Origin of the sequence: Shewanella sp. c952 (genome assembly GCF_019654975.1) — a bacterium.
In the GTDB taxonomy this organism is placed as follows: Bacteria; Pseudomonadota; Gammaproteobacteria; order Enterobacterales; family Shewanellaceae; genus Shewanella.
The window spans coordinates 1-450 of record NZ_BPEW01000138.1 but is presented as its reverse complement, the minus strand read 5'-3'; the positions used below and the strand labels follow the sequence as shown (position 1 = coordinate 450).

1 protein-coding gene and 1 pseudogene are annotated in these 450 nt (G+C 44.9%); both read left to right on the top strand.

Going from position 1 to position 450, the window contains the following annotated elements; genetic code table 11:
- Positions 1-8 precede the first annotated feature (8 nt).
- Positions 9-128, top strand: a complete 120-nt coding sequence (locus K5R16_RS22265) for a hypothetical protein (protein WP_308440861.1) — start codon at positions 9-11, stop codon at positions 126-128.
- A 10-nt stretch (positions 129-138) separates the two neighbouring features.
- A pseudogene (pssA, locus tag K5R16_RS22260) lies at positions 139-450 on the top strand (CDP-diacylglycerol--serine O-phosphatidyltransferase); the annotation flags it as partial.

Sequence of the window (450 nt, the reverse complement as noted above, 5' to 3'; positions counted from 1 at the left end):
CGCACAAAGTGGTTGAATGTACTATCCGTGAGGCTGTGACTTTGGCATATCCGGAACTTAAAAGTCTATCGGTAATGTTTATCGAATTAGATCCCAGTACTTACTTCCGCAATGGTGCGCATTTTTAAGGAGATATCCTTGCTGGATAAGCTTGGTGGAATACCGTTACAGCCAGAAGCTATTCGTTGGTTGCTGACCCCAAAATGCCTTAAGGCTGAATTGCTGACATCTATCGCAGGTGCAAAGCATGCTATCTATATTTCAGCCCTGTATTTAGAAGACGACGATGCTGGCCGTGAAATACTGGCTGCATTGATGCTCGCTAAAGATCAAAATCCGGCATTGGATGTTAAAGTCCTCGTCGATTTTCATCGTGCTCGTCGAGGTTTAATCGGCCATAAGGGCGACAGTGGTAACTACCTTATGTATCGTAAGGTTAACGCAGAGGCT